This window comes from Polaromonas jejuensis NBRC 106434 (genome assembly GCF_001598235.1).
Lineage (GTDB): Bacteria > Pseudomonadota > Gammaproteobacteria > Burkholderiales > Burkholderiaceae_C > Polaromonas > Polaromonas jejuensis.
The window spans coordinates 1-24,234 of record NZ_BCYO01000022.1; the positions used below are offsets into that span (position 1 = coordinate 1).

A 24,234-nucleotide genomic window follows, 5' to 3' on the forward strand; every position below is an offset into this window, starting at 1 on the left:
TTCAGAACTCATTACCACGAACCAGGTCAATACAGGCCGGAACAGTGCTCAGTATTATTCAGCATACGCAACTGACCATTGGTGACAACTCTTGTTTTTAGAAGAACTCGGGAATCAATCTTCTTCAGAAAATGACAGGATTTCGAAAAATTGTCATCCCTATGGAGTTTTTGACAGCTTTTATTTATACGATCACCGTGTCTCCAAGCGTTGCGATACCAGCAATAGAGACCAAGTCGCTTAGTCTTAACTCTTCACCTCTGAAAGCATCCCGGAATGCTTCTTCATCACCGTGCGCAAAATTTCCAAGAAGGTATGGTTGCGCGCCTCTGCATCCGAAACGATGGCATCAAATGACATCGCAAAGATCGGGGTGGGGACGACAGTTTGATCATTCCTATAGGTGGGAAACTCTTGGTAGAAGACCCGACCTTTAGAGAACAGTGGCGCCCATTTTTGCTGTCGCAAGCGACTTACGAAGGAGTCATTTATCTGCAGTACGGCGTAATACCAAATTCGCTGAATATTGGTGCAATACTGAGCGAGCTTTTCCGCTCGTTCCAAAAGTTGATTGATTGCGTACTGATTTTCTTTTTCGTCGTCTGTTTTTTTCTTAATCTCGATGACTACCACATCAACAGGGGTGGAGTCCTCGGGGTCAGCAGAGAAAATCATCGCGATGTCCGGCCTGCCAGACTCTCCTGAAACCTCTTCACTCAGCTGGATAGCATTGATGACTTTATCCATGCGAGCTTCGCTCAGTATCGTGCGAAAGGTCATGAACTTGTCGTCCAGTAGCCATGCGTTGTTTTGGTAGACATCGCTGACGATATCGTCTTGATCGAAAGCCAATCTTCTCGGAACGATGAGGTTGTGGATTTCCTCTTCCGAATTGCCCGGAGTCATTGCCTTCATCTTGGCGATGATCTTTTCCCGGTAAAGGATGTACTCAGTCAAAGCCCTGGACGAGGCCTCCAGTGATTTCTCGTAAATCGCGTCACTCAGGTTCTCGCACTGCAAGATCTCCTTCTGGATGCGGAAAAATTTCTGCTGGGCTCCATTAAGGGCCTCTTCCCGATCTATAAGGCCAACAGTTGAGCTGTCAAAATACCCCAGAAGGTGAGGAAACTGGTCCTCGAATTTCTTCTTCGTCTTTGCGTTGGTTTCAGAGATTTTCGGGATATTCTCATTCAGCACGTTGCCTATTTCTCGGCGCAACACGGCGTAGAGTGCAGATTCTGATAGTCCCTCAGGCAGCAGCAATTTTTGGCGAGAGCTGTCAGCATTCGCGCCAAAGAGGTCTGAAGAGAAAATGAAAACGACCGAATTTCCATGAGGGATGGACGATTGTTGAATGAGGTTGATGGGGATTGTGCGCCCATCGATGCTTACGGCGGTTAACAGATTGGCAGGGCCAGTCGTCTCCTTGATGTAGTAATGCATGTTGATGCCTGAGTGGGCATCAATTTTGCATCGTCTCGAATTTCTTTGAGCTTCATTTCTGGCAAGTCATCTGGGGTGATGACTGCATCGCTGGAGAAAAACTCTTTCTGTGCATTGCTTTCCTGGGTCTCAAGACTGATGGATATCTTGAACTCAACCTTGCGATCACGAAGATCATTCAGCGTTGGCAGGAAGTGGGAGATTATCCTTTCCTTGAGGCTACCAGGCTTAAGATCGTCGTAGGACTTGACCTTTTCCTTGGAGAAATTTGCGAAATAGAGCACCGTTTGATTGCTGGTGCTTACCTCAGGCAGCTTCTCGACGGGTGCTTGTCCGTCGAAGTTCTCTTTGAATAAGAACTTGCGTCGATTGTCGTCCCACTCGCTGGTGATTTCGATGCTGTCAAAGTAGTTGAGGAAAACGAGGCGACCGATCCCTTTGTGAAAACCATCCTTGGGTTTCATGAGGGTTTTGAAACGATTAAAACTCTCGTCAGTGAAGCCTAAGCCGTTGTCGGTAATCTTGACGTTCAGGGTTTCGGAAGCAGTAAAAGTCTGGATCGAAATTTCGATATCGATCTCAGTTGCTCCCGCATCCAGCGCGTTGGCGAGGGCCTCGTAGTAAACCAAAGCCAAAGACGGATTGGGGAAAAACAGTTTAATTGCGCTGGAAGTCTCGATGTCCATTTCTCATCCCTGTAATTTTTTTCTCTTGCCTGCCTTTGAGACCGCCCAACTACACACGGGGCTGTCGCTGTGTATTGGCTACCCTCGCCTCTTGTTGTTCTCAAGGATACCAGTGCGAACAACCGCCAAGGCCGACCCGCTCGCGTAGTCTGCCTGACAGATCTCCGACCGAAGCGGCCTCTCAAATGGCTGGTCAGCGGAAACGATGACTGGCTGCAGTTGGCCGATGGCGGGTGCTCAGAGTATTGAAATAGTTGCCACATTGCCGATCAATAACTAGCAGCCCTGAGTGACCGGTCTGGAGCAAGCAGATCGAAACGCTGTATGACGACAGTCAGTTTCAAACAGAATATACCGACCTGGTCAGTTGGCGCCAGCGTGTGAAGGTAGAGTGGTCAAGGATTTCCGGCGCGGATGGTCAATGCGTCCGGAATCCGCAATGCGCGTTGCTCAACAGCTTGGCGCAGGAAAATCACGTGACGATTGCACTGGTCGCGTGAAAACCGTTTAATACAGTGCGGACTTTTTAGTCGGCGGCACCAACTTGAGCTCAGTTCATTTGCCTTCACGCCCTCGCCACCGGCATTTCCTCCCAGCTCGTCGTGTAATGCGGCGTCCGTCTCTCCTGGCGCATCCCCCAGACCCGGCTGTGATCATCAATCCCCGTGCTGGCCACATGCAACGTGCCCTTGCCGAATCTGCCGTTGAGCGCATCCATCGCGGTCATCAGCCGTGACCGGTTCGCGTCTTCATCGTCACCTTCCAGATCCAGTTCACCCTGGCGCACGGTTCCCGGCACTAGGTCCAGCAGCATCACGCCCGCCTTGATCAGCTGGTAGCCCGGCTCGTAGATCTGCCGCATGCCGGCGGTGGCTGCGTTCACCAGTAGGGCGGTATCTGCGGTCGGGCGCCGCAATGGCACTACAGTACTGCGCGAGAACCTTGGCCCTGGCCGAAAGGGCGACGTGTGCGCAAACACCAGGATCTCCCTCGCCACGCTGCCCTGGCGGCGCAGCTTCTCGGCCGCCCGTCCGGCGAATTCGCTCACGGCCTCAATCAGCGGCCGCAGATCCGTCACTGGGCGCCCAAAGCTGCGGGTACAGGCAATTTCCTTTTTCGGCAAGGGCGCGTCCTCCAGCTCGATGCACGGCAGGCCCTGCAGCTCACGCACCGTGCGCTCCAGCACCACGCTCCAGCGGCTGCGCACGGTGGCCGGGTCCATGCGCACCAGGTCCAGCACGGTGTTGATGCCGCCGTCCTGCAGCTGCTTGGCAATGCGCCGGCCTACGCCCCAGACTTCACTGACCTCTGTGGCGGCTAGTACCGCGTCCATGTCGCTGGCGGGTAGCGCGCACAGGTTGCACACCTGGGCCAGGTCGTCGGGGTAGCTGCCGTGTTTGCGCTCGGCCGTCTTGGCGATGTAGTTGGCCAGCTTGGCCAGCGTCTTTGTTGCGCCGATGCCGACACCGCACGGGATGCCTACCCACTGGTTGATGCGCGCCCGCACGGCAAAAGCCCGTTTCGTCAGGTCGCCGCGCACGCCATCGAGCCCGATGAAGCTCTCGTCAATGCTGTAAATCTCTTGCGTGGGCCCGAGGCCGGCGGCCAGGCTCATCATTCGGTCGCTCATGTCGCCGTAGAGGGTGAAATTGGCCGACAGGGCCACCAGGCCATGGCTATCGGCGAGATGCCGGATCTCGAACCACGGCGCGGCCATCTTGACGCCCAGGGCCTTGGCCTCGTTGCTGCGGGCAATGGCGCAGCCGTCGTTGTTGGAGAGCACGATCACGGGCCGCCCCTGCAAGCTGGGCCGAAAGACCCGTTCGCAGGAAACGTAAAAATTGTTCCCGTCGACCAGCGCGTACATGATGGGTCAAATCTGAAACTGCTTGATGCAGCTGGTCACCACGCCCCAGATCTCGATGGTCTGGCCGTCGTTGGGGATGATGTCCGGGAAGGTCGGATTGCCAGCCTGCAGCTTGATGCGGCCGCCGCGCTGGTACAGCTTTTTGACCGTAAATTCGCCGTCCACCACGGCCACCACGATGTGGCCATGCCGCGGCTTGATGGCCTTGTCGACCACCAGGGTGTCGCCGTCGTCAATGCCTTCCTCAATCATCGAAAAGCCGCTGACCTTCAGCAAAAAGGTGGCCTGGGGGTGGGTGACCAGGATCTCGGTCAGGTCTATCCGCCTAACGACGAAATCCTCGGCGGGTGAGGGGAAGCCCGCGCGCACGGTGTCCCCGGCCATCGGCAGCACCAGGCTGCAGGCAGTCAGGGGAACTGGGCGCAGAGCCTCTAAAAAACTGGACATTCATACAGTATATTCCCGGCGTAATGTCATAGCCATGTCATCGCAAGCGGCCACAGTGTCAGCGTCGGCAGTTCCGAGCTCTAAACGACACAAATCACTGCAAAGACAGACATGAGATTGCGCTAGAACAGACCGTCCGATGAAGTCGAATTTTGGGTTTGTTGCGCTGTGCCAGGCAGAGGGATGTTCTTTGCCGCGTCGACGGCGCCATGCCTGAAAATCTCCAGCGGCGGCACCTGGATCAGGGCTTCGGCCTGCTCGATGCTGCCATTCAGCCACTCGTCCCAGCGGTCCCGTTCAATCGGCACCACGGAGCGCTTGTCCTGCTTGTCGGCCGGCAGCACCTCCTTGGTTTCTTTGTCCACCTCGGGCTTGTGCATCAGGGCAAGCAGCGGGTGGCCATCGCAGTTCTGCGTGATCATCGTTTCTCGTTAGTTGTAACAGATACTTGCAAGTAGAGTTGCTCACATCTGCTGGTCATGCAGCCTGACTCAACCGAGAAGTGCGCGGGCGGAGGGCTGATGGCCTCATCGGCCGACGACGAGCCTGCGATGCCAGCAAAAGCCAACCAATGATTGCTAAGAATAAAGTCCGTCGGGCTAAAAAAGTTCGTCGGACTTTTTTTGCAATGCGGCAAGATAGCCCGATTGCAATTGGGTACTTTTTCGTTTCAGAAGCCTGCTTTGCAGCGTTTGCGGGTATTGGCCAACGACGGCTTTCTGGAGATCCAATCTCTAATTCTGGCTTGCCGGTCAGCTGTCGTTCAACCTCACTTGAACTCAACGACAGCTTCCAGGGGCGTATTCGGGAGTGGTCATGCAGTTCAATGCGCAAGGCACCGAGGGCATCCGGTTGTCGTTGCTTGCGGTGGACACGCATGGCTACACGAACGTTGGCATGGCAGTCGCCAAGCTCCTCGGATTCGATCTTTTCGTGCGCTTGCAAAACCTTGCCGAGCGCATGCTGTACATGCCGCGCTCATTCGAGCTGCCGGAGAACCTGGAACGCCTATCTACCGGCGGCGTGTCCGAAAAGGCAATCATCACCGGCTGGGATGAGCTCCTGCGCCTGATCGCGTCGATCCGCGGCGGCTACCTCACAGCCAAAGAGGCCTTGGAGAAGCTCGGAAGTGCTGCGGCTGGCGCTCCCTTGCACAAGGCCGCTGAGGAATTGGGCAAAATGCTGCGCACAATTTTCCTGTGCGACTACTTCACCAATGAAGAGTTTCGCCGCGAGATCCATATTCTGCTGAACCGGGGCGAGGCGGTGCACCAGCTTCAGCGTGCGATCTACCACGGCCGGGTTGCCGCCGAGCGCGGGCGCCGCGGTGATGAGATGAGGGCCATCTCGGGATCGCACGCGCTACTCACGAACATCGTCATCGCATGGAACACCATGAAGATGCAGGGCATCGTCGATCGGTGGCGCAAGGAGAAGCAACCGATCGAGGATTCTTGGCTGCGGCGCATGGGTCCAGTTCATTTTGGGCACATCAACTTCCGCGGCACGATGGCGTTCAAGATCGAAAAATACGAGGACGCCTTGTTGCACCGAAGCTCTGCAGAGCGCCGCACGCGCGTCGTCAGACCTGCATGAAATCTTGGCTTCACAGGCTGCCTGGCTCCCCGCTTCACTTTTTCTTGGTCAGCGGCTGGCAATCAAGGGGTTCTGCACGCGCGTTTCACGGAACCGCCGGTAAAAGTCAGACCGCTACGATTTGCACGTGAATCAGTAACGCCTAAAAATTAAGCATCTTGTAAGTGCTTGATTTATATAGAAATATTTTGAAAAACCGCTACGATTTGCACGTAAATCAGAAACCGCCTTCGTGCTGAGTGGGGGTCGGAGGGTCCTCCACGGAGACCTTATACCCCCCGTAGGGTTTTGCTTTTTTGGGTCGCCCAGGCCGAGGTGCGTGGGAATCCGCCTGTCGCACCCAGAAGCGATGAGGGCCGCATTCATCGCCGGCCCCCTCAACGTTCGTCACCCGACCATCGCCATAGTTGAACATCGGGCCATCAAAGAGCGTGAGCACACTCACAGGCGCTCAGGGAGGCAGCGTGAATCTACAGCCCCTCCACGGACTGGCCGGTCACGCGCCCGTCAATGATGGCTTTGGCGTACCGTTCAAGACGCTCACTAGCCTCCGCTGCGCTTTCGGGGCTATCCGTCCATTCGGGTATGAAGCGGACCTCATCCGTTCCTTCGCGACAGATCTTCACCGAGCCGGCATAACGAGAACCGATCCCGTGAACGGTCGCACAAATGCCGAAACCCTTGTAGCCCGTGATGTAAGCCATCATTTTTGTCTCCATCAATTGGGACAGCAATCATCGGACAGTAGACAGAATATGTCAGCCCCCAACTTGCGGAGGGAGGCGCCCTACGTTAAGGGAGGCCGCTTGACGCGAAGTTTTCTCGCGCCTACGGTGAGGGCGTGCGTGCGAAATACTCACACGCATAGGAGGAGCAAGCGAGAAGACGGCAAGTGCAGATCAGGTTTCCCATACGGGATTGACCCAAGTCCGCAAGGATTGATTTCTCTATGTTCCACGTGTGTTTTCAAGTTTGTTAAGGGAAATGTGCCATGTTTAACCTCAAGAAAATTGCAATGGCTGTGGCCACGGTAGTCGCTGTCGGTTTGGTCGTAACGCCTGTCATGGCGCGTGGCGGTGGCGGCGGTGGTGGCGCTGCTGGCGGCGGTGGCGGTGGCGGCCACGGCGGCGCTGCTGGCGGCGGTGGTGGCGCTGCTGGCGGCGGTGGCGGTGGCGGCCACGGCGGCCACGGCGGCCATTAAACGCAAGAGGCGCAAGCGGCCACGAATCAATAAGCTTGTGCTGCCCTCATGACGCTGCCAGCGGGCAGCGGCAAGTCGGGCGCCGTTACACCGGCCTCGTGAGGGCATGCAGCGCCGCACGCACGATGCACGCCGCATCGACGCCAAAAAACTGGCGCAGGGCAGCGCGCGTGTCACTGCGGCCAAAACCATCGGTGCCAGCGTGACATAGCGACGGCCCTCGTGAATGAAGGCGCGCACGCTCTCCGCGCACAACAAGCTCGAAGGCGCGCACTGCATCAACCTCGATGGGACGGACACCCGGGGCCGGCAGCCATCCGGAATGCCCCGGCGGCTCTCGCCCCCCACTTAGTCCGGATATTTCACGCAATTCCTCAAGCCCCGTCCGATGAGCCGTATCGGAACCTGTAGAAGCGCCAAGCGGTGTTCAACAGCGCCTGGCGAAGGGTTTGCGCAGCGATGGCGCTGCGCGCGGGCGCAATGGCCCCCACCCCGGCTTGGGTTGCGGGCCGATCTTGTGTCATCACGCCGGCCAGGCGCTGTGTGTCGTTCAGGGAGTTCGCAGTTGGCCCATGGCGTGGCGTGCGCGAAGAGCTGCGCGCTGGGCCAGTTGGAGGCCAGGTACAGGCGGATGCGCCGGGTGTTGCGCGTGACCACGGCGGCCACCTTGAGCAGTTTCACGCGCAAGGTATCGACCTGGGCTACGGCCAAGGCCGTGCCTTGCAGGGCCAGCGCACGCAGCCGCTCGATGAGCACATAGCCGAGGGCTGCCAACAGCACGCGCAACTGGTTGGAGCGCATGATGTGGCAACTCGTGCGGGTGGCGAACAACCCGACCTGGGCCTCCTTGATGCGGTTCTCCGCCTCGCCACGCTGGCAGTAGGGGTGATCTCGGTTTCGGTGCAAATCATAGCGGTTTGCACCGAAACCGAGATCACCCCAACCTCGCTGAGCGTGGACCTTAATCAGCATTGCCTTAGGGCTTAGTCGGCACTGTGACCTTGCCCCTGAACGGTGTAGTTCTTAGCCCATCGATTACGCGGCCTTTTTGCGCTGTGCCGCGTGCCAGCGTTGTTCATACTGCATCGGGCTGAGGTAACCCAGCGATGAATGCAGGCGTCGGTGATTGTAGAAGGCCATCCAGTCCAAGACGGCGTCCATGGCCTCACGTCGGGTGGCGAATTTCCTGCCATACAGGCTCGCGGTCTTCAGCCGCCCCCAGAAGCTCTCGGTCGGCGCGTTATCCCAGCAGTTGCCCTTCCTGCTCATCGATGAGCGCATACCCCAGCTCTTCAAAGCATCCTGGAACTCGTGGCTGCAATACTGGCTGCCACGGTCGCTGTGGAAGATCAGGCCGGCAGCGGGACGACGGCGCCACCATGCCATGGCCAGCGCCTCCTTGACGAGACTGGCGTGCATGTGCGGCTGCATACTCCAGCCCACCACCTGTCGGCTGAACAGGTCGATGACGGCCGCCAAGTACACCCAGCCCTCGTCGGTGGCGATGTAAGTGATGTCGCCACTCCACAGCTGGTTGGGCGCCTCGGGGATGAATCGGCGCTGCACCAGGTCGGGGGCCACCGGCAGGCTGTGCCGGCTGTCGGTGGTCACCACGAACTTGCGCTTGGTTCTGGCGCGCAGACCGTGCTGCTGCATCAGGCGGCGCACGCGTTCCTTGCCGATCCGGATCCCGCGGGCGAGGAGTTCCTTGTGCATGCGCGGCCAGCCGTACTCGCCCTTGACCTCGGCGTGGATGGCGCGCATGTGCGCGAGCAGGGCCTCATCGCTGTAACTTCCAGCCGGGCCGGGGCGGTCTGATTGGCGCCGGCGCCGCCAGCTGAAATACCCACTGGCACTGACCTGCAGAACCTCGCAGGCCACACTGACCGGGTACTGCCTTCTCATTTTGTGAATCCAGGCGTACCTCGCAGCGTGTCCTGCGCGAAGTACGCCGCCGCCTTTTTTGCGATGTCGCGCTCCATCCTCAGCCGTGCGTTCTCCGCTCGCAGGCGGGCCAGCTCCATTTGCTCGGCCGTCACCGACGCAGGCGTGTCGCCTGCACCGCTGAGCGCGCCCTTGGCGTCCTGGCGAACCCAGTTACCCAGGCTGGCCTTGGGAATACCCAGCACCTTGGCCACGACCGCGATGGATTGCCCGGCCTTCACCTGCCGAACTGCCTCCAGTTTGTATTCCTGCGTGTACTGGGCACGCACTTGCTTTGTCGACATTTCCTGACTCCTTGAACACATTTTGAACAAGGCTCAAGAACTCCACTTTTCGGGGGCAAGGTCACTGTGACGCCAATCATGGCGGCAAAGCTTGGGCCAAGATTGCCATTTCTAAAAGGAAAGAGCTGGGAGACAGAACCATCCAGATAGAGGGCATCACGGCATCCCAGCTTGTCACGCAGCTGTCGGGCGAAGTCATAAAAGTTAATGGGTGATCGGCTTTTGACCAAGACAAAATCGGTTGCCGTTACAACGCAAGCCGCATTTCGTACAACTCGGTTTTCCGAGCCCGGTGTGAACAACGGATTGATTTGGCCATTGCGCAACAGGATGGGTCCAGACTGCGTTGCATAACGAATGGATGGCAGTCGCGTCTCAAGTTCGACGGCCATCTCGTCGGTACTCAGAATCGTGGCCTCGCGATCCGATAGCAGCAAGACGCCGTTGGGTTGCAAGTAGAAATTGCCATAGGCCTCCTTGCGAGTATTGAGTTTGTGCAATACCTTCCCAGCTTCGATGTATAGACCAATAGGCCGCAAGTCCGTACCATAAATACCGGCATTGGTAGCACAGATCAGTTGTTCGTTGCGGCCCAGAAGCCACGCACCCAAACGGCTGAAATTAGCGAATACAGAACCGTCCGCCGCCCGCCAGAACATGCGCACGTTGTCTCGGGCCAAATTGAGTTGGCAGGCATCGATTGTTTGATCGGCCTGACCATAGCTCGCGAATATGGCTCCAGATACAGGCAAGGCTATGAGCGCAATGGACAACCCTAGCGTGGCGCAGGTGAAGCTGGAACGGAAAAGGATTGGCATGGCGACTCAGAGAGACTTCATCAATTTTCTCTGAAAACTGTCGCAGGAAAACTTTCGATCAAAAAACACCATGAAATGGCGAATTGACTCACTGAGTAAAGTCCATGCTTACGTCAAATCAGCGCATGGTTAGGTATCGGCCACAAACCGGCGCTCTCTGGTGCTTGTGACCCGCAAAAAATGCGCTACTGCATTGTTCGCCGCTGTCGTGAAACAATTTCGTATTCGCAGCTGTTCCATCGCCTTCGCCACCGCGATAGCAGGGGGCAGGTCAAATCAGACATGAATGCTTCGAATTGAGAGTGTTCTATGTTCCTGCTATTGGGATGAAAACCCATAAGCGCGCTTATATTTAACCAAGATCAGTTAGTGTTCAACTCAAGTTAGATTGTTAAGACACTAACTAAGTCTTGCAAAGGTGGCAACTTCACCCTCAACGGTTAATCCAACGTCCTGCCCTTGCGCTGGACAACGGTGCCCCGGCACGCGCGCCGTCAGCAGCGAACCGTCAGTCGCCAGGTGCAGGCGAACACAGGCATCGTGCCCATAGAACGCTATATCGAACACTTGCGCGCGAATCGAACTATCGGCAGTCCCTGTATGCGAGCGGGGAGAAGGGCCCAAGCGGATCTGCTCTGGACGCAGCAGTACGCTAACCTTGCCCTGCGGCATATCGGTCATCATGGGCAGAGTGCCGAGCGTGCAGCTTACTTGACCGCCAGCGGCTATCCCAGGCAGCAGAACTGCGTCGCCAACAAAACGCGCCAGCTCGGCGGTCACTGGCCGTCGATAGAGCGTTTCCGGTCCGGCTATCTGCAGAAGTCGGCCTTCCCAGAGTACCGCAACCTGGTGCCCCATCGACAACGCCTCAGACTGGTCGTGGGTCACTAACAACGCGGTTGCGCCCGCGGCACTAAGCGCATCAGCCACAGCCTTGCGGGTTTCCACCCGGAGTGCGGCGTCGAGAGCAGAAAACGGCTCGTCCAGCAACACCAAAGCCGGCTGCGGCGCCAAAGCGCGAGCTAAAGCCACCCGCTGTTGCTGCCCACCCGACAATTGCTGAGGTGCGCGGTTGGCAAAGCTGGCCGGCAGGCCGACGATTTCCAGCAGTTCGTCCACCCGATAGCGGGCGCGTCGCTGATCGCGCGGTAGCCCGAACACGATATTTTCAACCACGGATAGATGGGGAAACAACGCTCCCTCCTGGGGCACGTAGCCGATCCGGCGCCGGTCCGGCGGCAAGTGAACGCCCGGGCCACTGACCGTTTGCTGGTTGAGAAGAATGGTGCCGCCATCGGCGCGCTCGAACCCACACACCAACCGCAGCAACGTGGTCTTGCCGCTGCCGGACGGCCCGAGGATGGCTACAAACTCTCCGGCCGGGACGATCAGGTCAAGATCGCTCAGCACGGGATGCGTGCCAAAATTTTTTCTCAAACCTTCAATGCGCAGCTCAGCCATGAAATTGCCTAAATGTCATATTGTCGATAAACCGCATCTGTCGCGATGTCGACCCCTCTTTGGGGCGCGAAAAACGTAAATACTTCAAAAAAGGCGCGCTGCGTCACCCAGGACGGCCGTCTTGCCAAATAGGGACATCAAAAGCCAGGTGGCGCACAGCGAGATCACCACCAGAATTGCCGCATAGGGGGCCGCGGCTGCAAAAGCCAGTGCCGACGTATCCGCCCAAATCTGGGTGGCCAGTGTCTCCGTTCCTATAGGCGAAAGCAGCAACGTGGCAGTGAGTTCGGTCACGACGGCAATGAACACCATGCTGGCTGCAGCGCCCAAACCCGGAGCGGCCAGCGGCAACACCACGCGCCACAAGACCAGCCAGCGGTTGAGACCCAGCGAACGTGCCATATCCTCCAGACGTGCTTCAGCCTGCAGCAAAGCAGCGCGGACGCTGACCAATGCCAGGGGCAAGAACAAGATGGCGTAGGCTAGCACCAACATGGCAGCCGTTTGATATAGCGGTGTGATCAGGTGGATCGCCAGCGACACCAGGGCCAGAGAGATAACGATGCCAGGCACGCCTTGCGCCAAATACACGGTGCGCTCCAAAACTGTGGAAATGTGTCCGGGATAACGTGCCAGCAAGTATCCGAAAGGCAGCGCCAGGAGCGTGGTCAGCGCAGCGCCTGCCAGTCCGAGCTCGACCGAGGACAAGGTCGCGTCAAACAGCAGCGCCGGGGACACTTCGGCCGGCGTCACGGCGGCTTCGCCGTGCTGCAGCGTCCAATAGGCGATGGTGCCCAGTGGGACCACTAGCGTGATCACCGCCAGGCAAACAAACCCCGCCACTACCGGCACCGCGCACCACCCGAGCGAGTGCCGGTTGGGGGCACGCCGTGCGCCGCGATCCAACCGGTCGTAGCGCGCCTTGCCGCGTATCCGAAATTCCGCTACCAGGCAGACCAGGCACAGCAGCATCAGCACGCTGGCCAGCATGGCGGCGCCGGCGCCGTCGAAGCCAACGCGGTATTCCGCGTAGATCTCGGTGGTAAACGTGTGAAATCGCAGCAGCGCGAAGGCGCCGAACTCCGACAAGGACCCAAGTGCCACCAGAAGCATGCCGCCCAGCAAGGCCGGACGCAGCTGCGGCAGCACCACGCGGCAAAAACAAGCCAATGGCCCTAAACCAAGTGCGCGTGCGGTCTCTTCCAGTGCAGGATCCATTCCGCGCAGCGAGGCGGCCACCGGCAAGTAGACCAGGGGATAGTACGCCGTGGTGATCACCAATAGTGCGCCATAAAAATCCTGTAAAGCGTGGCTGATCGAAACCCAAGCGTAGCTGGTGATGAAAGGGGGAATCGCCAGCGGCACGACGGCCAGTACCGCCCAAAGCCGGCGCCCGGGCAGCGCGGTTCGCTCGACAAACCAGGCGGAGGCAGTGCCAATCACGCCACAGGACAGGGTCGCCGAAACCGTAATCAACAAGGTGTTGAGCGCGAGGTCGGCCACGATAGGCCGCAGCAGCAAATCCAACGCATTGCCGAGGCTAAAGCTCAAAGCGTGCCAGAGTGTGAACGCCAGCGGCAATAGAACCAAAAGCGCAACGAAGACCGCGGAGACCATCAACCCGGTCGGGGGCCACCTCGAAGGAGCCAAGCGATCGGACACCTGCGACTCGGCGGTGCCGCTCATGTCATGAAGCTCAATTACAGGAGCCCGGCTGCCCGAAGCAAACGAGGAGACTGGCTGTCATCGCCCAGCTTCTGCATATCAATCGCCGGCGGGCTCAGCTGGTTGAAAGGCTTCAACACCTTGGAAGGAGCTACCTTCGGGTTCAGGGGGTACTCGAAGGTGACGTTGCTATTGGCGAAGAGCAACTGAGCGCGCTCGCTCACCAGGTAGGCAAGAAATTTTTGGGCGGCATCGACGTTTTTTGCCGTCTTGAGAATGCCCGCGCCGGACACGTTGATCAAGGCACCGATGTCGGCGTTGCCGAAGTGGTGCAGCGCGCTACGGATCCCCTTATCACCCAGTTCTGTCTTCAAACGCGCCCAGTAATAGTTGTTGATGATGCCGACTGCCACCGCGCCCCGGTTGACTGCTGCCACCACGCCTTCATTGTCGTCAAAGGTTTGTGCGTTGGCATGCAGACCCTTTAACCAGGCCAGGGTAGCCTGCTCGCCCTTCAGTGCCAGCACCGCGCTAACCAACGGCAGGAAGTCGCCGTCCGACGGCGCAATAGCCAGCTTGCCTTTCCACACTGGATTGGCCAAGTCCATCAACGAGGCCGGCATGTTATTGGCCTGGATCATGAGAGTGTTGTAAACCAGTACATTTTCACGGGCCATCACGCCAACCCACTCCCCGTGCGGCGAGCTGAACTGCGCGGGGATTACCGACAGGGCGGCGGGCTGGACCTTGCTCAGCAGGCCTTTGCCTTCCAAAAGCATCAGCTCCGGCGAGTTGGAGGTGAAGTAAACATCGGCCGGCGAGGACTTGCCTTCAGCCAGCAGTTGCGCAGCAAGTGCCGGGCCTTCGCCGGAACGCAACTTCACGCTGATGCCGGTCTCTTTCTCAAAGTCTGCAGCCAGCAGCTTGACGGTCTGCGGATGCTGCGCGCTGTACAAGATCAACGACGCGGCCTGTGCCAATCCGCTCGCGAGGGTAAGCGCAAAGGTGAGCGCGACGGTTTTGAAGAGTTTGCTGTTCATTTCGATGACTTCCAGGTGATGGTTTTCTAGCGAGGTCGGCTGTAGGCCGTACAGCTAACCCAAACAATCGGCCACTTGCCAAAACGGCGAATGGGCTTCACATACAGCGTTTTGAACCGTCCCTTCAGCCAAACGGGATGGAGCTCAAAACGAACCCGAAGGACTTTTAGCTTTTCAACCCCTCGAACAGCGATGCGCCAACGAATCCGCTCTCAAGCGTTCCAGGCGGACAAGCGAAGATCCCGCTGCCAACGTGGGTGATGTACTGGTTCATCATGTCCTGTGTCGATAGGGTCTTATTGATGGCAATGAAACCACTTCGCGGATCGCGCTGGTAGGCGACGAAGAAAAGCCCGGCGTCATACATGATTCCCTGGTGCCAGGGCGGCCACCGCTCAGCGTAGAAGTTCGCGCCGTCGTTATACGAATAGCCACGGCGAAGAATCAGGGCTCCATCGTTGTGGGCTGACGAAGCAACTCGCGAATGGGCCGTGTCCGGGATGACGAGGTTGCCGTCCGCGTCGGTAGCCTTCAGATCCAATGGTTCGAACTCGTGCTTCTTGCCCAGGGGGGCGCCGCTGGCTTTGTGGCGGCCAACCACCTGCTCCTGGAAACCGAGATTGGTGCGGTCCCAGTGCTCAAGCGAGATGCGGATGCGGCGCACCACCAGATAGGAGCCTCCTTGCATCCAGCCTCCTTCCTTGCCAACCCAGACACGCTCGTCCATCAGTGTCGGATTCTTGGTTGAAGGGTTATTGGTGCCATCCTTGAAACCCATGAGATTGCGCGTCGTGCCGCTGACAAATCCAGTCTGTGCCCACTTGAGGGTGGCGATGCCATTCGCCATGGCCGCCAACTGGCGCACCGCGTGGAACGCCACCTGCGGATCATCTGAACATGCCTGGACCGAGATATCTCCTCCGGACCTCTCCAGCACCAATTGATCACCGTTGAATTTGGGCAGATCGACCAACGCCTCCGGACGCCGGGAGGCAAGTCCATAGCGGTCGACACCATCACGCATGAACATCCCCGGGCCGAAGCCAAAGGTGACCGTCAGACGGGCCGGAGAAAGGCCGACCGCCTCGCCTGAGTCGGCTGGCGCCACCTCGGAATCGGTGCTCAGCGGTTGGGCGGTATCTCCACGGGTCATGCGGCTGGCCGCGGCGGTCCAGCGTTTGAGCAGTTCAATCAGTTCAGCACGCTTGGCGGTGTCGAGATCGAATGCTGCAAAGTAAGTGTGGGTCTGTTGCGGGGTGAGGATACCGCCCTGATGCTTGCCCCAGAACGGCACCGATTTCTGGTTGAGCTGCGAAGTCTGGGCATGGGCCGTTGCAGCCGCCGCCGTGGCGGTTCCTCCAACGCCGAGCGTGCTGGCGGCCACCGCCAGGCTGCCGCCAAGGAGGCCGCGCCGTGACACCTGCGGATTTTGCTCGGAGTCGCTCATTTGGCCAGCACCAGCATATTCACTTCATCTTCCACATAGTAGAAACCGTCGCCTTCAGGGGTCATGGCGATCCCGAACAAGTCACCGTTGCCGGGCGGAGTCTGGGCCTTGTTGTTGTCGATCCATTGTGCGTAAATCTGTGTCCCGCTCTCCGGGTCGATCTCCACCACCTTGCCATTGGAGCCGTTGACCACCAGAAGATGGCCATTGGGCGCGGTGACCATCGCCAGCGGACGCAGGAGCAAGCCGTCGCGAGTCAACGTACGGCCAACTCCGGCGCTGGTGGTGCGCGTGGTGGCCCCCCAGATCTCGCTGATCCGGTTGCCCAGTGCGTCAGAGACGTAGAGTTTGTCATCCTTGCCGAGTGCGAGACCGGTAGGGCCGATCAGGAACACGCTTTTGTCGGCCTGCGCGCCAAAGCCGCTGGCTACCACGGTCTGGCCGCTGATGGTAGGAGGCTTGCCCTCGGGGATGGCCAATTCGAGACGCAGCACAGTGGACTGATTGACAACCGGCGGCTGGCCCTTGGCGCTGCCCACGCCGAAGCCGGCATTGCTGACGAACAGCGTCGCTGTGCTGCCATGGTCGATCACGGCCATATTGCCCCAAGGGTTGTTGATATTTGGGCTGGACCAGACATCGGCCACCTGGCCTTGCGAGTCGAGCACGATCAGGCAACCCGCACCCTTGGTATCGGTGGTGCCATCGTTGCTGGGCGTGCTGCCGACAATGACCCAACCGCTCTTCAAAACTGTCATCGCAGTGCTCAGGCCCACGCCGCCTGGGCATTTGGGCAAGTCGCGCGGCAATTGCGCGAACAGAGACAACTTCTTGCTGGCCGGGCTGTAGAGAACGATCGTGGTACCTAATCCCTGGAGGTTCGCAGCGTTGTTGAAGTTGTCGACCAGCACGTCGCCTTGCTGGAACTTGCCGGCGGACACCGGCGCCACTGCGATCGCGTAGGGGTTTTGGTCGCCATTGTCCGGAACAGTGGTCGTCAGCAAGGTGTGCTTGCGTATGGTTTCCAGGAAACCCTTTGGCTGCTCCGCGCGAGCCGTCTGGGCGGCCAAGGCCAATAACCCGGCTGCAAGCATTAACAAGCCATTCTTCCCCGGATGCAACCGGAGGGTACTCAAACGCTTCATCAAACTTCTCCTGCTTCCCGTCTGTAAAGGGAATAACTGACTGTATGGAAAGACCTCATGTGCTCCGCCGCGCTAATCAAAAGGTGATATTGGTACGCAGTCCAACCACCGTTGAGTTGGGAATTTTTCTGGTTTGCTCCGGGTCGTTGGGGTGGACGGCGCCGCCCCCTGGGTTGCGTGTGTACTGAAGAACACCCTGCAATTGCCACCATGGCGTCACCTGGTATTGATAGGTCGCCTCAATGAACGTCTCGGTATTGCGCACCGGCACCTGGGTGGCATTGAAGGCGTTGTTGTCGGCGTCCAGCGCACGCGCGCCGCTGCCGACCTTGACGTAGCCCACACCGAGGCCGACCACATCGTTGTCGCGCCCCGCGAAAGGTGCGTTCATCGTCACCCCCAGGTTGGCGCTGAAGCTGACCAGGTTGCGGTCAGCCGGCGCCGCCATCACCCGGGCGAAAAGATTGACGGCACGCGCCCCGTCTTCGCTCTCGCGCCACACCGTCTGGTCGGCCACCCCGTACACGCTGTAATTGCCCGAATGTTGCAGCGCGCTGCCGCTACTCAGGGGATCGGCGAGCGACTGCCCATTGTTGTCAAATCGGGTGTCGGCAAATTGCTGGTTGTGGTACCACGCGCCAATTTTGTAGGTGCCGGGCAGGCCGCGTTTTGCGCCGGTGTCCATTTCACCCAGCGCCGGCTGATTGTGCCCGTACTGCAGCTCAGCAATATAGAGCGTGCCGCCATGCAGGCTGAAGGTTGTGCCTCTGTTATTCGCCTTTTGCGGATCCTGGGTGGTGGTATTGGCCGGATCGCCGGCAAACGCCCCGACCAGCAAGGTGGTCGAGTTGCTCAGACGTGAGCGCAGCCGCACGCCAAGGCTGGACAGCGGATAGGCGGGTCCTCCGGCCGGCAAATCGAGAGAGGGCACGGCCGGCCAGCCGAACGCGGTGCCGATGAAGGTACCGGCGTACTGGCTGACCATGAACTCCTGGTCGAGGCTTTGCTGGCCGACTTTCACGTCCAGCCGGTCATTGAGCTTTTGCTGGTACCACAACTCCCATAGTCGCGGACCGTTCAGCGCCTCAATGCCGCTGGCGGTTTGCAAGCTACCAATGTAGTCCGGAGACAGCTGGCGACCGTGAATCTGTAAGGCGCTGAGATTGAAGTTGCCCCCCTCCCAGCCACCGGCCTGCTGCGTATCCAGCCCCAGGGTCAGGGTGGTCAGTCCGTGATAAACCCGCCCGGTTTTGATGCCGCCACTGGCATTTCGCAGCCACTCACTGGTTTCGGTCAGGCCCAGGGTCACGCCGTGGCGACCCAGCACCGGACGCAGGCCGCCCATGTCGCCCAGAAGGTTGGGCCGCGTCCACAAGCCTGTCCACAGGCCTGTGGGCTGGGATTGGATGGCCAGGTCGGCCTCAGGCTGGTCCGCTGGATTGACATCCCCAGCCGCGTTTTGGGCCAACACCGGGCTGCCCAGGAACAGCGCTGCAAGGCAACCCATCGCCAAAACGGTGCGCAACTTTGTTTGGGGTCCTGAAGCGGGGGCGACAGCAATAAAAAAGCTTCGCCGTGAGCGGGCATTGTGTTCTTCTGCGCTTTTCACAAAGCGCCTGGCTTCAAATAGGTTCATAACAGTGTCGATCTCTGATGTGTGTAGATCACACTGCTGATGGAGCCAACCTCAAGCGAGGATAAGTCTGGTCAGGTTTTTTCATAGTTATGCTAATAAACATGCGAGTCGTTCTCATTATTATCTGCAAATTAAGCAACGTCAAGGTCTAGACTTTCCTTTCAATCGCCGCTTGAGCGAAACGCTTTCCTTCGTACTTGAGCGCGGCCTGAAATGGCGACAACTCGGCGCAGCGTTTGCGGGTAGGGTTGGTGCGGCAAGACGGGCCGAAGGTCGGCTTTTAGCGCGATTTGGCAGATGTCAGCTTCTTGGCCGGGTGCGGGTCCGCGATCGATCGAAATCGACGCCACATTGCTGACGGTCAGGCTGCTGATGTCAATGTCGGGTATGGAGCGAACAGTTTGGATAGCCCTATGTCGGCAGTCAGTCTGAACCCGACTCAGCAGGTCTAGAATTTGACTAGGGTTTGGGTGTGAATCGCCCCGGGTTTTGAGGAGGCTCCAACCTTTGAGAAGATGGAGCCATGAGAAAGTCAAACAAGTTTTCCCCCGAAGTGCGCGAACGCGCAGTGCGCATGGTGCTGGAGCACCGTGGCGAACACCCCTCCCTGTGGGCCGCCATTGAATCGATTGCACCCAAGATCGGCTGCGTGCCCCAAACCTTGCATGACTGGGTACGCAAGCATGAGATCGATCATGGCATGCGAGATGGTGTGACCAGCGACGAACGTGAACGCGTCAAGGCCTTGGAGCGCGAGGTCAAGGAACTGCGCCGGGCCAACGAGATCCTGAAGCTGGCGAGTGCGTTTTTCGCCCAGGCGGAGCTCGACCGCCGATTCAAGTCCTGAGAGATTTCATCGACAAACATCGCGATGCCTACGGGGTCGAGCCGATCTGCAAAGTGCTGCAGGTTGCCCCGTCGGGGTACAGGCGTCATGCTGCACAGCAGCGCAACCCGGCGCTTCGCTGTGCGCGTGCGCATCGTGATGACACCTTGATGCCGCAGGTCCAGCGTGTCTGGCAGGTCAATATGCAGGTCTACGGCGCTGACAAGGTTTGGCATCAGTTGAACCGCGAGGGCGTTGTGGTTGCTCGCTGTACCGTGGAACGCCTTATGCGGCGCCTGGGGTTGCAAGGTGTACGGCGTGGCAAAGTTGTGCGCACCACGATCGGTGATGCCAGTGCAGCCTGTCCACTGGACCGGGTGAACCGGCAGTTCAGGGCAGAACGCCCCAACCAGCTGTGGGTGTCGGACTTCACGTATGTGTCGACCTGGCAAGGCTGGTTGTACGTGGCCTTCGTCATCGACGTGTTCGCCCGGCGCATTGTGGGCTGGCGGGTGAGCAGATCCATGCGCACGGACTTTGTGCTCGATGCCCTGGAGCAGGCCCTGTATGCCCGCCAGCCACAGCGTGCGGATGCGTTGGTCCATCATTCCGATAGAGGGGCCCAGTACATCTCCATCCGCTACAGCGAGCGTCTAGCCGAGGCCGGTATTGAACCTTCTGTGGGCAGCAGGGGCGATAGTTACGACAACGCTCTGGCTGAAACGATCAACGGCTTGTACAAAGCCGAATTGATCCACCGCCGCGCGCCTTGGAAAACCAAGGAGTCGTTGGAACTGGCCACGCTGGAATGGGTGTCCTGGTTCAATCATCACCGACTGCTAGAGCCCATCGGCTACATTCCACCTGCCGAAGCTGAGGAAATTTACTATCGGCAAATTGCCAGTCAGGCCACCATATCGGTCTGACTTAAACCAACCGGCCTCCACGAAATCCGGGGCGGTTCAGTGCTCTGGACGCCAGACTCACGACCTTCGCATCCCCGGTGGCGTGCAGAATTCTTAGCTCTTGACGCAAAGATTCATTCACCGAGGCCATGGCCTGTAGCTGCTGGCGCAGGTCTAGGTTCTCTGCACGCAGGCACTTGGCAGTCTCCCGTTCGCGTTTCAGCGCCAGTTTCAGGCTGTCTTCGCTTGCTCCTGCCTCTCGGCCGCTCAAGCGGCGGACCTCGTTTGCTATGTCGGCATACCTGTTGTGAATCAATGCTGAAGTTACGCCGACCTCACGCGCTAAGGCTGCAATAGTGGGAGCGACCTCGGTACGCTGCAATCGCGCCAGGGCTTCCCGCAGATCCGCGGTGGTTGTATCGCGACTGCGGCCGCGAATTACTTCAGGCGGCTGGAGCCGTTCTACTCTGCTTTTCATTGCCGTCCGATCTCAGCGCCCAGCTGTTTCAACACGTCCTCGGCCCGTCGGAGATCCCGTTGAACCCGTTGGACTGCTGCGGGCCCCAGCTCGCTGGCCTCCTCTTGAAGCTCCAGCTGATGCGCGTGTATTGCTTCCCACGCGATTCGTTGGGAGCCGTCGATCACCGAGTCGTTGCAGGTGCCGCACCGTCCCGGCTCATACAGACCGGCTCCGCCGCAGCCGTCATCCTGTGCCAGGCACCACGAATGGCCGGTGCTGCGGATGTTGATCCAATCGGCTGTCTCTTCAATGAGGGCTTTGCGGCTGGGGAAGTCGTGGGCCCGCATAATCGCAATCCGCTGTCCAGCGCGCCCCGCCAGTGGCGTATCGGCGTTCAGCCAGCCTTCGACCAGCTCAACCTTCTGAGTGCTGATCTCAGTAAACAAGTCTTCAAACAGCGTGTCATCCTGCATTGGGTTTGCGGCATAGAGCTGTGTCATCTCGATGCTGGAGTGCTTGAACTGCTCCTTAAGGAACAGAAGATTGCCCAGGCGATGCCGTACGAACGTCCAGGCGTAAACGCGCCGGAGCTGGTGCGGTGACAGACGCCAATCGACGCCAGCGTGCGCGGCGTAACCCTTCATCCGGGCGGCCCAAGATAAGCCCGAGACTGTGCGAATCATCTGCGTCCGGCCTTCTCGACCCAGGAACAGCCGGTTGCGATCCGCCCGTGCTCCTGCGAGCACGCGCATTCGTTCGGGCACGCCGGCAGGTGACTGGTCGGCCTGCAACTGAACTACCAGGTTGTGGAGCTCCTGCCGCAAGGGTAAGGACCACCGCTCCATGACTTTTAGCACTCGGTGGCCGAGGGCAGGCATCAGGTATTCAACTCGTCCCTTTTTGGTCTTGTGTTCAATGCTCTGCACCCAGTTGTAAATCAGACCGTCCTTGCGCTCTTTGCGGCCTGCACCAACTTCAACACCTGCAATTTCTTCGCACCTCATACCGGTGAGCACGCCGAGAAGGAAGAAGCACGCATCTCTGAGCAAATTGAGCTCGCGGTCGGCCCCGGTGATGCGCAAGCCCAGGTCCCGCTCGTCGAGCATGATGTCTGCCCGTGCCAGCAGGCCCTCAGCGGTGACGTAAAGTTGCTGGAGCACTGGAGGCGGGATCAATGCTGTAACGCCTATTGAACGCGCCGGACCGGTGTGACCAGCTTGATCGGCAGCCGATGAACCGGGCCACGGATGAAATCCGAGGGAATCGACATCTTCCGACCGAAATCTGTACAGTAGTTCGATGCCCAGCAGGTTACGAACGAGCGTGCCTGGCTTGACGCGGTCGGTGGTACGCCGGTGATGGATGAACCCGGATATATGAATCGGATGCACCTGGCTCAACCCACGAACACCGAGGGCCGCGAGAAAGTTGAACAGCACAGTGAGATGCATCGTGATGGCCACGATTGACCGCGCGATAGGAGGGGTGGCCCCTGGCAAACCTTCCTTCCAATAGCGGTAGACCACTGCCTTACACCCCTCCCTGAATTGCTCAGGAACGCGCGCCCAGTCAATGCGCTTGTTGCCGGGCGCCACATTCGACTGGTCGAAATAGGGCCACAGCTCCCAGAGGTCGTCGTCGTAGCGGCTCAGAATTTGCGTGTCGCCGGCAGGGTCCATTGCAGAGCTGATGATCAGATCTGAGTGCGAAGCAGTAGCGCTTGTTGCTAGAGGCCGCAACGACAGGAATGCATGGTTAGGCACGCGCGCTCCTTGAGATGGCATGGCGGTATTGACTCCAGAATTTCAGTGGCGCCCTGCGGGCCACCTCCCTGGCCTGGATCACCAAGTCCTCGTCGAACTTGTCCAGGGTGAATTGATCAATCTGCGTTCGAATGAGCGTGAAATACTCCGCCCATTCGCGGGATCTCGTGTTTTTGCTCTCGGCTTCCAGGAACCAATAGAAGCTGAAGAGGCGGTGCAGGTCTTCGCTGGTGCCAATCACTGCGTAGCTACGGCAGCTGAAGCAGCTCAGGAAATCCGTGCAATGCGTACCGTCTTTGGGCGCCCGGTCGCCCTGAAGACTGTCCTTGCAGCGCCCCGTTGGCGTACGTTCCAGAGGCGGTTGGGTAGCTCCTTTTGCCGTGCGGTATGTGTCGGGAAGAGCCTCACCCACGATGACAGCGTTCGATCTCATCTCGTCGGTGACCGATAGGTAACTTTGGTCAGCTACCTTCGGGTCGTGGCCCATGATGGCAGCAACCGTGAAGAGGTCGCCATTGCTCAAACGCCACAGCCTGTTTTCCATCGTCTTGCGCAGGCGTGATGTATTCAGCGCGAGCGGCCTACCATCATCGCCCAGCAGGCCGTGCCGACGCACGAAGCCGGCGATGTTGTAGCCGAGTACAGTTCCTTCCAGTCTGGTCAGCTTGCCTAGGTTCGACCTGGCTTGCGCCTGGTAGAGCCAAACATTGTCCTTGAGCTCCGGCGGGGCAATGGCCACTAGTGGCTCGGTGCGCTTGAGCAGGTGCTCGAACAGAGCGACTCCATCCATGGGAATTGACGTTGGCATCCCAATACTGCGGGTATATCGAAGCGCCTTGACCTGGGTAGCATTCCCTCGCCCTTTGAACGCCTCGATCAGGCGCATGCGCGGCATGAACGGATGTGGCTTCAGGCAGTCCCGCTTCAGTTCCAGCAATGGAGTGGTGTTCAAACCGGTTCTCATCGCAATCGCCAGTGCATACACCGTCAGGGCTTCTCCATTGGAAGCACCGAATGTTCCATTGTGCAACGCGACGACGTCAGACCGCAATGCATCTGCCAACATGACTCGTTCGGCCTGCGAGAGCGAGGCTTTCCCCTTTTTATTGGCTTTGCTTGAGGGGAACGGGTTGGCCGGGAAGAGGCCATCGTGCTCTTCGATCACACGCCGATCGATCAAGCCTTGCAGAACTGACTTGGTGTGGCTGTAGACGTTCTTCTGAGAGACCTCGCCACCAGGACGCTGGCCAACCTTCAGCCATGACACGTATTGGTCCAAGTGCGTGCGCTCCAGCCCTGCGGGGTTGTCCGGGGCGCCATCGTTCACAAGGTATTCGAAGAAGTAGTTCAGCGCCTTGGCGTACGAGACCACTGAAGACGGCGCTACAGTTTTTGCTTCTACGAAGGCACGCAACTGCTGGGAGCAACCCACCACCCATTCGTCAATTCCATTTCCGAGCCACTTGCTCAAATCGATCTTGAGGGTGCCCGTCGGGTTCCTTGGAAGCGCGACCTCTGCGGATACCGACTGAGTCGCGTCCGGGTGCCCGACTATGCCAACCGGATCGGCCGCTTTGAAGAGTTTCCGTTGTCTGGCCAT

19 protein-coding genes, 2 pseudogenes and 1 other annotated feature are annotated in these 24,234 nt (G+C 58.7%); of the genes and pseudogenes, 3 read left to right on the forward strand and 18 right to left on the reverse strand.

Going from position 1 to position 24,234, the window contains the following annotated elements; translation table 11 throughout:
• Positions 1–246: 246 nt before the first annotated feature.
• The 5 genes from PJE01S_RS25780 to PJE01S_RS19050 all read right to left on the reverse strand — a co-directional run bounded on the left by PJE01S_RS25780 (position 247) and on the right by PJE01S_RS19050 (position 4,865).
• The gene (locus PJE01S_RS25780) at positions 247–1,443 is read right to left on the reverse strand and encodes a hypothetical protein (RefSeq protein WP_218017533.1); all 1,197 of its coding nucleotides are present in this window, start codon (positions 1,441–1,443) and stop codon (positions 247–249) included.
• The gene (locus tag PJE01S_RS25785; protein ID WP_218017534.1) at positions 1,398–2,129 is read right to left on the reverse strand and encodes an ATP-binding protein; all 732 of its coding nucleotides are present in this window, start codon (positions 2,127–2,129) and stop codon (positions 1,398–1,400) included. Before PJE01S_RS25785 ends, PJE01S_RS25780 begins: the two co-directional genes overlap by 46 nt.
• Positions 2,130–2,694: 565 nt before the next feature.
• A complete protein-coding gene (locus PJE01S_RS19040) occupies positions 2,695–3,996 on the reverse strand; it encodes a Y-family DNA polymerase (RefSeq protein WP_068835238.1) in 1,302 nt (433 codons plus the stop codon).
• A 6-nt stretch (positions 3,997–4,002) separates the two neighbouring features.
• The gene (locus PJE01S_RS19045; RefSeq protein WP_068835239.1) at positions 4,003–4,443 is read right to left on the reverse strand and encodes a LexA family protein; all 441 of its coding nucleotides are present in this window, start codon (positions 4,441–4,443) and stop codon (positions 4,003–4,005) included.
• 122 nt (positions 4,444–4,565) lie between these two features.
• Positions 4,566–4,865 carry an SOS response-associated peptidase family protein gene (locus PJE01S_RS19050; protein ID WP_245660860.1) on the reverse strand — a complete coding sequence of 100 codons (300 nt, stop codon included), beginning with the start codon at positions 4,863–4,865 and terminating at the stop codon, positions 4,566–4,568.
• 358 nt (positions 4,866–5,223) lie between these two features.
• On the opposite strand from PJE01S_RS19050, the pseudogene PJE01S_RS19055 reads away from it, so the two are divergent.
• Positions 5,224–6,039: pseudogene (locus PJE01S_RS19055) on the forward strand (Tn3 family transposase); the annotation flags it as partial.
• Positions 6,040–6,509: 470 nt separating this feature from the next.
• On the opposite strand, the gene PJE01S_RS19060 reads toward PJE01S_RS19055, so the two are convergent.
• Positions 6,510–6,746 (reverse strand): hypothetical protein, encoded by a 237-nt coding sequence (locus tag PJE01S_RS19060; RefSeq protein ID WP_068835240.1) that lies wholly within the window; start codon positions 6,744–6,746, stop codon positions 6,510–6,512.
• Between the two features lie 363 nt (positions 6,747–7,109).
• On the opposite strand from PJE01S_RS19060, the gene PJE01S_RS19065 reads away from it, so the two are divergent.
• Positions 7,110–7,292, forward strand: coding sequence for a hypothetical protein (locus tag PJE01S_RS19065; protein ID WP_068835241.1), 183 nt, complete (start codon positions 7,110–7,112; stop codon positions 7,290–7,292).
• Positions 7,293–7,819: 527 nt separating this feature from the next.
• On the opposite strand, the pseudogene PJE01S_RS24680 reads toward PJE01S_RS19065, so the two are convergent.
• From PJE01S_RS24680 to PJE01S_RS19110, 9 genes and pseudogenes are all read right to left on the reverse strand, one after another.
• Positions 7,820–8,131, reverse strand: a pseudogene (locus PJE01S_RS24680) (transposase); the annotation flags it as partial.
• A gap of 144 nt (positions 8,132–8,275) precedes the next feature.
• Positions 8,276–9,468 (reverse strand): IS3 family transposase gene (locus tag PJE01S_RS19075; RefSeq protein ID WP_157090394.1). Its coding sequence is split into 2 segments (ribosomal slippage): positions 8,276–9,195 and positions 9,195–9,468, totalling 1,194 coding nucleotides; the frame shifts between segments, so codons are not numbered across the junction.
• Entirely contained in the window at positions 9,402–10,286 is an 885-nt protein-coding gene (locus PJE01S_RS24685) for a phosphodiester glycosidase family protein (RefSeq protein WP_084389639.1), read from the reverse strand. Before PJE01S_RS24685 ends, PJE01S_RS19075 begins: the two co-directional genes overlap by 67 nt.
• Positions 10,287–10,685: 399 nt before the next feature.
• Entirely contained in the window at positions 10,686–11,747 is a 1,062-nt protein-coding gene (locus PJE01S_RS19085; RefSeq protein ID WP_068835245.1) for an ABC transporter ATP-binding protein, read from the reverse strand.
• A gap of 84 nt (positions 11,748–11,831) precedes the next feature.
• Positions 11,832–13,433 carry an ABC transporter permease gene (locus tag PJE01S_RS19090; RefSeq protein ID WP_068835246.1) on the reverse strand — a complete coding sequence of 534 codons (1,602 nt, stop codon included), beginning with the start codon at positions 13,431–13,433 and terminating at the stop codon, positions 11,832–11,834.
• Between the two features lie 14 nt (positions 13,434–13,447).
• Positions 13,448–14,452 carry an iron ABC transporter substrate-binding protein gene (locus PJE01S_RS19095; RefSeq protein ID WP_068835247.1) on the reverse strand — a complete coding sequence of 335 codons (1,005 nt, stop codon included), beginning with the start codon at positions 14,450–14,452 and terminating at the stop codon, positions 13,448–13,450.
• 166 nt (positions 14,453–14,618) lie between these two features.
• Entirely contained in the window at positions 14,619–15,899 is a 1,281-nt protein-coding gene (gene efeB / locus PJE01S_RS19100) for an iron uptake transporter deferrochelatase/peroxidase subunit (RefSeq protein ID WP_068835248.1), read from the reverse strand.
• Positions 15,896–17,044 carry an NHL repeat-containing protein gene (locus PJE01S_RS19105; RefSeq protein WP_377372052.1) on the reverse strand — a complete coding sequence of 383 codons (1,149 nt, stop codon included), beginning with the start codon at positions 17,042–17,044 and terminating at the stop codon, positions 15,896–15,898. The genes efeB and PJE01S_RS19105 overlap by 4 nt, the downstream gene beginning before the upstream one ends.
• Positions 17,045–17,120: 76 nt before the next feature.
• The gene (locus PJE01S_RS19110; protein ID WP_157090397.1) at positions 17,121–18,551 is read right to left on the reverse strand and encodes a carbohydrate porin; all 1,431 of its coding nucleotides are present in this window, start codon (positions 18,549–18,551) and stop codon (positions 17,121–17,123) included.
• A 652-nt stretch (positions 18,552–19,203) separates the two neighbouring features.
• On the opposite strand from PJE01S_RS19110, the gene PJE01S_RS19120 reads away from it, so the two are divergent.
• Positions 19,204–20,432 (forward strand): IS3 family transposase gene (locus PJE01S_RS19120; RefSeq protein WP_157090395.1). Its coding sequence is split into 2 segments (ribosomal slippage): positions 19,204–19,492 and positions 19,492–20,432, totalling 1,230 coding nucleotides; the frame shifts between segments, so codons are not numbered across the junction.
• Positions 19,482–19,598, forward strand: a sequence feature (AL1L pseudoknot). (Overlaps the previous gene by 117 nt.)
• Before the next feature lies 1 nt (position 20,433).
• Here the strand turns inward: PJE01S_RS19120 and PJE01S_RS19125 are convergent.
• The 3 genes from PJE01S_RS19125 to PJE01S_RS19135 form a co-directional block, all read right to left on the reverse strand.
• A complete protein-coding gene (locus PJE01S_RS19125) occupies positions 20,434–20,889 on the reverse strand; it encodes a hypothetical protein (protein ID WP_068835252.1) in 456 nt (151 codons plus the stop codon).
• A complete protein-coding gene (locus tag PJE01S_RS24690) occupies positions 20,886–22,550 on the reverse strand; it encodes a tyrosine-type recombinase/integrase (RefSeq protein ID WP_169804401.1) in 1,665 nt (554 codons plus the stop codon). The genes PJE01S_RS19125 and PJE01S_RS24690 overlap by 4 nt, the downstream gene beginning before the upstream one ends.
• Before the next feature lie 76 nt (positions 22,551–22,626).
• A complete protein-coding gene (locus PJE01S_RS19135) occupies positions 22,627–24,234 on the reverse strand; it encodes a hypothetical protein (protein WP_068835253.1) in 1,608 nt (535 codons plus the stop codon).